At 42.5% G+C, this 999-nt stretch carries 1 protein-coding gene; it reads left to right on the top strand.

Annotated elements, in window-relative coordinates; all coding sequences use genetic code 11:
• Positions 1-43: 43 nt before the first annotated feature.
• Positions 44-985: an IS982 family transposase gene (locus ACM5QX_RS29530; protein ID WP_414756756.1), complete on the top strand. Its 942-nt coding sequence runs from the start codon at positions 44-46 to the stop codon at positions 983-985.
• The last annotated feature ends 14 nt before the right edge of the window (positions 986-999 follow it).

The following is a 999-nucleotide window of genomic DNA, read 5'->3' as shown; positions in this document are numbered from 1 at the left end:
ACGCCTAATGTGAATTAAGAAAAAAGGCGGGAGAAGTAAGAAGATGAAAGTTACCAGCTTCTCACATCAAACTTCCCCCATGACTAGCATAAACTTTGGAACGCTATTAACGACAATATTTGTACTGGTAGATGATTGGTATCAAAAGCGACTAAAAAGCACAACTGCATTAAAACCAGGAGTCAAAGCAAGTATGAGCGATAGTGAAATTATGACACTGGCTCTAGTAATGGATTATCTGCCGTTTCCAGGAGAAACACAGTTTCTGGGTTTTATCAGGGCAAATTACAGAGAATGGTTTCCAAATTTACTTGACCAAAGCCAATTTAATCGTCGCTTACGTAAATTGGATGGAATGTTAGAGCAGCTACGCCGTAGTTGGGTAGAGCAATTACTTGCGCCAGAGGAAAAATATTTTCTGCTAGACACTAAACCTTTACCAGTATTAGGTCTTAAGCGTGATAAGCGACATAGTGATTTTGCTGGCAACGCAACCCCTGGTTGGTGTGCAGCCCGACAGATGCGTTATTTCGGATACAAGCTAGTTATGCTGTCAACCTGGGATGGGCTTCCCATCGCTTATGACATTGTACCAGCTAATACAGATGAAAGAATTGCCGCAGAAGGTGTTCTCACTACTGTTCAATCTAGCCATGTCTACGCAGACAAAGGATTTATTTCTGCTGATTGGCAGGCCGCCATCGCTGTTTGCACTGGTAATCGCATTTGGACACTCAAGCGTGATAACCAGCATCTTCAACATTCTCATACTTTGAAGCGCTTTATCAGTCGTGTTCGTCAGCGCATTGAAGGTGTTTTTCACGAAATCCAAAACACTGGTCGTAATCCCGAACGCTTACTCAACAAGACTATCGATGGTTTTTGTGTTCACATTGCTGCCAAAATCGCCTCTCACACACTACGCAAATTGCTTCGCCGCCTTTTTGGTATTGATGTTCTCACCTTCCAGTCTCATTCTCTTTAATTCACATTAGACGT

It is taken from the genome of Anabaena sp. CCY 9910, assembly GCF_963920875.1.
GTDB classification, from domain to species: domain Bacteria; phylum Cyanobacteriota; class Cyanobacteriia; order Cyanobacteriales; family Nostocaceae; genus Trichormus; species Trichormus variabilis.
The sequence above is the reverse complement of the archived record's forward strand: the minus strand, read 5'-3'. Positions and strand labels throughout refer to the sequence as shown.